This window comes from uncultured Sphingomonas sp. (assembly GCF_913778135.1).
GTDB lineage: Bacteria > Pseudomonadota > Alphaproteobacteria > Sphingomonadales > Sphingomonadaceae > Sphingomonas.
Genome location: NZ_CAJYVU010000176.1, coordinates 1 through 5044, shown reverse-complemented (window position 1 = coordinate 5044; position 5044 = coordinate 1). Strand labels below are relative to the sequence as shown.

Annotated in this window: 8 protein-coding genes; 1 reads left to right on the top strand and 7 read right to left on the bottom strand. The window is 65.5% G+C overall.

Annotated features, from left to right (window positions below):
- The 7 genes from dapE to rpmH form a co-directional block, all read right to left on the bottom strand.
- Positions 1-739 (bottom strand): succinyl-diaminopimelate desuccinylase (gene dapE, locus QZ847_RS15755; RefSeq protein ID WP_294358323.1); only part of this gene is annotated, 739 nt, incomplete at its 3' end.
- The gene (locus QZ847_RS15750) at positions 736-1398 is read right to left on the bottom strand and encodes a glutathione S-transferase family protein (RefSeq protein ID WP_294358321.1); all 663 of its coding nucleotides are present in this window, start codon (positions 1396-1398) and stop codon (positions 736-738) included. The genes QZ847_RS15750 and dapE, both read right to left, overlap by 4 nt.
- A 55-nt stretch (positions 1399-1453) precedes the next feature.
- Positions 1454-2122, bottom strand: a complete 669-nt coding sequence (gene yihA, locus QZ847_RS15745; RefSeq protein ID WP_294358318.1) for a ribosome biogenesis GTP-binding protein YihA/YsxC — start codon at positions 2120-2122, stop codon at positions 1454-1456.
- Entirely contained in the window at positions 2119-3822 is a 1704-nt protein-coding gene (yidC, locus tag QZ847_RS15740) for a membrane protein insertase YidC (protein WP_294358316.1), read from the bottom strand. Before yidC ends, yihA begins: the two co-directional genes overlap by 4 nt.
- Before the next feature lie 19 nt (positions 3823-3841).
- Complete coding sequence (gene yidD / locus QZ847_RS15735) at positions 3842-4054, bottom strand: membrane protein insertion efficiency factor YidD (RefSeq protein ID WP_294358315.1); 213 nt, start codon at positions 4052-4054, stop codon at positions 3842-3844.
- Complete coding sequence (gene rnpA, locus QZ847_RS15730) at positions 4051-4410, bottom strand: ribonuclease P protein component (RefSeq protein ID WP_294358313.1); 360 nt, start codon at positions 4408-4410, stop codon at positions 4051-4053. Before rnpA ends, yidD begins: the two co-directional genes overlap by 4 nt.
- Before the next feature lie 47 nt (positions 4411-4457).
- Positions 4458-4592 carry a 50S ribosomal protein L34 gene (gene rpmH / locus QZ847_RS15725; protein ID WP_028056723.1) on the bottom strand — a complete coding sequence of 45 codons (135 nt, stop codon included), beginning with the start codon at positions 4590-4592 and terminating at the stop codon, positions 4458-4460.
- 159 nt (positions 4593-4751) lie between these two features.
- On the opposite strand from rpmH, the gene QZ847_RS15720 reads away from it, so the two are divergent.
- On the top strand, positions 4752-5044 hold a 293-nt coding region (locus tag QZ847_RS15720; RefSeq protein WP_294358310.1), incomplete at its 3' end, for a magnesium chelatase domain-containing protein.

Genomic DNA, 5044 nt, shown 5'->3' with positions numbered 1-5044 from the left:
GAATCACGTTGGTCGCTGGATTACCGACATTCATGTCGGTCACTTCGAGATTCGAAGGCTGGAACCAGGCACTGCCCTCGTCGAGCACGAGTGCGTTGAGTTCGGCCAGCGCGGCGATCAGTTTCGGGATCGGGTTGTCGGCGAGATGGGGATAGGCGACGTGGCCCTGCCGGCCCGGGACCTCGATCCAGATGTTGACCGAGCCGCGCCGCCCGATCTTGATCGTGTCGCCCAGCTGCTTGGCCGAGGTCGGTTCGCCGACGACGCACAGGTCGGGCACGACCCCGCGCGCGCGCATCCGCTCGATTAGCGACACGGTTCCGTAGGTTGCGGGACCTTCCTCGTCGCCGGTGATGATGAGCGAGACTTGCCCTTCACGCGGTTGCGACGCCAGTGCAGCGACAAAGGCCGCGATCGCTCCCTTCATGTCGACCGCGCCGCGCCCGTACAGCAATCCGCCGCGTTGCTCGCTCCGAAAGGCGGGGCTGGTCCAGCCGTCACCCGGCGGGACCACGTCAACGTGACCGGCAAAGGCGAGGTGCGGTGCGCCTGAACCGCGGGTCGCGAGGAGGTTCTCGACCGGCCCATCCGGGGCCTCGCCAACGACGAAACGATCGACCGCGAACCCAAGTGGCAGCAGTGCCGCTTCTAGCACGTCGAATACAGCCCCGCGCGCGGGCGTCACGCTCTCTGCGTCGAGCAGCGCACGCGTGAGCGCAACGACGTCGGTCTGGCTCACGCGGCGGGTTGCTCGAACTGTTCGAGCACCCAATCCTCGGCCTGCGCGCCCGCGATCCAGTCCTGCATGAACGGGTGCGACAGCACGGCCGAGATGTACGCGGCGGCGAAGCGCGGCGCGGGTAGCGAATAGGTGACGATCCGCGTGCAGACGGGCGCGAACATGATGTCTGCCGCGCCGAACTCGCCGAACAGGAAGTCGCCGCCGCTACCGAAACGCGCGCGTGCCTGTGCCCACAATTCCATGATCCGCGACAGATCGGCGATTACGTCGTCGTCGGGGCGCTTCGATGGGAAGATCTGGCGGATATTCATGCTGTGCTTGCGGCGCAGCGCGGCGAAGCTGGAGTGCATTTCCGCCGCCATCGATCGCGCCATCGCGCGCGCCGCCTCGTCCTCAGGCCAGAAGCGCGTGCGTCCGACCTTATCCGACAGATACTCGACGATGGCGAGGCTGTCCCACACTACCGCGTCGCCGTCCCACAGGATCGGCACCTTGCCCGACGATGGCGCGAATTCGTCGCCCTCGCGGCGCTTATCCCATTCCTCGTCGTAGAGCGGCACGACGACTTCCTCGAACGGCAGCCCCGATTGCTTGCACGCGAGCCAGCCGCGCAGCGACCACGACGAATAGGCCTTGTTGCCGATGATGAGCTTCATGGGCGGAAGCGTTACGGGCGTGGGCAGGGGACGACAAGTCGCTGCGCGTGCCGTCCTAGCTGTTGACCGCCTCCAGCACCGCGGCGCGCAGTTCGGCGATGCCGAGGCCACCCTCGCTCGATGTCTGGATGATGTCGGGATGCGCGGCGGCGTGCTTGCGCGCTTGCGCCGCGGTCGCGGCGGTCACGTCGGCGAGGTCGGTCGCCTTTACCTTGTCGGCCTTGGTCAGAACGAGCCGGTAGCTGACCGCGGCACGGTCGAGCATTTCGAGGATCTCGCGATCAACATCCTTGATGCCATGGCGGCTGTCGATCAGCACAAGCGCGCGCTTCAATGCCTGCCGCCCGCGCAGGAAGTCGTTGACCAGAAAGCGCCACTTCTTGACCATGTCCTTCGGCGCCTTGGCGAAGCCGTATCCGGGCATGTCGACCAGCCGGAAGCGCAAGGGCTCTCCGACATCGAAGAAGTTCAACTCCTGCGTTCGTCCCGGCGTGACCGAGGTGCGCGCGAGCGACTTGCGCCCCGTCAGCGCGTTCAGCAGCGACGACTTGCCCACGTTCGATCGTCCCGCGAACGCAACCTCAGGCACCACCGGGTCAGGCAAGAAGTTGAGCGCCGGGGCCGATTTTAGGAACTCAACCGGGCCGGCGAATAACTTGCGCGCTGTCTCGATCTGCTCTTCATCGAACGCCTCACCACCGATCTCAGACGGCTGATCGTTCACTTGGCAGCCGCCTGCTTGAGCTGCGGATGGCGGCTGTAGAGCCACTTCTGCTGCATGATCGATATACAGTTGGTCGTGATCCAATAGACCTGCAGCCCGACCGCGAATGGCGCCATCACGAACATCAGCACCCACGGCATGATCGCGAATACCTGCTTCTGCGCGTCGTCCATCGGCGCCGGGTTGAGGCGGAACTGGAAGAACATCGAGATGCCGAGCAGGATCGGCACCACGCCGATTGCAATGACGTGCGGCGGGGTGAAGGCGAGCAGCCCGAACAGGTTGACGGGGGTCAGCGGATCGGGCGCGGACAGATCCTTGATCCACAACACGAACGGCTGGTGACGCATCTCGATCGTCAGCAGCAGCACCTTGTAAAGCGCGTAGAAGATCGGGATCTGGATCAGCGTCGGCAGGCAGCCGGCGAGCGGGTTGACGCCCTCCGACTTGTACAGTGCCATGATCTCCTGCTGCTGGCGCTGCTTGTCGTCCTTGTGGCGTTCCTGGATCGCCTTCATCTTCGGCTGGATGGCGCGCGTCGCCGCCATGCTCTTGAACTGCTTCTGCGCGATCGGGAAGACGAGCAGGCGGATCGTCAGCGTCAGCAGGATGATCGCTAGGCCGAAATTGCTGACCAAGTGGAACAGGAAGTCGAGGTAATAGAAGATCGGCTTCTCGACGATACGGAACCAGCCCCAGTCGAGCGCATAGTCGAGCTTCGCCGCAGTGCCGTTGTCGGTGTATTGGTCGAGCAGCTTGACCTCCTTCGCGCCGGCGAAGAAGCGGGTCGTCTGGCTGGTCTGCTGCCCGGGCTGGAGCAGTTGCGCCGCGCCGGTGAAGTCGCCCTGGTAGGTCTTGTTCGCGCCGGCGCGGAACTGCCCGTCGAAGCTGCGCGCCTGATCCGGGATCAGCGCGGTCAGCCAGTACTTGTCGGTGAAGCCGAGCCAGCCGCCCTTCGAGTCGAAGCGCTGCGGACCCTCGTCGACGTCCTTGAAGTTAGGGCCGTAGTGCGCGGCATTGTCGTACACCGCCATCGGACCGGTGTGGATCGTCCAGCTGTCCGGGTCCTTCGATACGCCGGCACGATTGACCAGCGCGTAGCTTGCCACCGGCACTGCGCTCTGCCCGGCGTTGGCGACGGTCTGACGAATGGTGAACAGGTAATCGTTGTCGATCGACAGATCGATGCGGAAGCGCTGCCCCGTCGCATTCGCCGCAGTCAGCGTCACCGGCCGGCCGGGCGAGAGAATGTTCGAGGACGCGGTCCATACCGCATCGGGCGCCGGCGGCTTCAACCCGCCATCACGCCAGCCGAATTGTGCGAAATACGCCTCGGGCGCGCCGGCCGGCGACAGCAAGCGGATCGGCGCCGAGTTCTTGGCAACCGTTTCCTTATAGTCGGTCAACACCAGATCATCGATCCGCGCGCCGCGGAGATTGATCGAGCCTTGGAGCCGCGGCGTCTGGATACGAACGCGCGGTGTGGCCGCGAGGACAGAGCGGCGATCGCGCATCGCAGCGGGCGAGTCGGCGGTCGGGTCGGCACCGGGTTGCGGCAGCGGCTTCGACTTGCCGTCCACGATCTTGGTAACAGGCGGGTTCGCAGTCGGGAAGAACCGGCTTTGCGCCAGCGGCCAGCCGAACAGGATCAGCGCCGCGATCACCGCGAACACGATGAAGTTCTTGTTGTCGTTATTCACCTGGCGCCCCAACTCGTCTTCACGGAACCGGATCGGGTCCGTGTCCGCCCCATGGATGGCATCGTCCGATACGCTTGATCGACAGCCATCCGCCCTTCACCGCCCCATAGCGGCGCAGCGCTTCGATTGCATAGGCCGAACACGACGGCTGATACCGGCACGTCGGCGGCAAGATCACGCTCGGACCCAATTGCCACGCGCGCGCGATCACGATCAGCACGCGCGCAATCATTTTCGCTTGCGTGGCCGCGGGCGCGTGTCGCCCTCCGGCGCCTTGGCCGCGCGTTCCAGTGCGCGGACCAGATCATGTCTGAGCGCGGCATAGTCGCGCACCAGCGCGTCGTCGCGACCGATCAGCACATGGTCGGCGCCGGCGCACCCCGCCTCTGGCAGCACGTCGCGAGCAAGCGCGCGAAACCGCCGCTTGATCCGGTTGCGGACCACCGCATTGCCGACCTTCTTGGTCACGGTGATGCCGATCCGCATCGACGGATCGTCGTCGCGGCGATCCTTGACCAACAAAACGAAGCCGGGCGTCGGAGCCCGACGCCCGGCGTTTGCGGCCAGATATTCCGGCCGCTTCGTCATGCGCCCCGGCGTCACGCGCGGGGTGCCCTGACCACTCTGGGTCTCGCTTACGCCGACAGCTTCTTGCGGCCGCGCGCGCGACGCGCCCGGATCACCGCACGGCCGCCGACCGTCGCCATCCGCGCGCGAAAGCCGTGACGGCGTGCACGCACCAGGTTGCTCGGCTGAAAGGTCCGCTTCATCGTTCATGTCCCGAATACAAATATCAAGGGGCCACCACACGGGCAGCCCCAACGCTGCGCCGCATAGGCAAACGCAGTAGGCAAGTCAACGTTACGGTAAGTCTTGTCGGCTTCGCACGGCCTGCAACCGCGCTATGACGGCGCGCAGGGGGCAGGCACATGGTCGCGATCGTATCCACCGTGGCGTATCTGGGACTGGAGGCGCGCGCGGTCGAGGTGCAGGTGCAACTGATCGCCGGTTTGCCCGCGTTCAACCTCGTGGGCCTTGCCGACAAGGCGGTGGGGGAAAGCCGCGAACGCGTGCGCGGTGCGATCGCCAGCATGGGACTGGCGCTGCCGCCCAAGCGGATCGCGGTCAACCTGTCGCCCGCCGATCTGCCCAAGGAAGGCTCGCACTTCGATCTCCCGATCGCGCTCGGGTTGCTAGCGGCAATGGGCGTGGTCGATGCGGA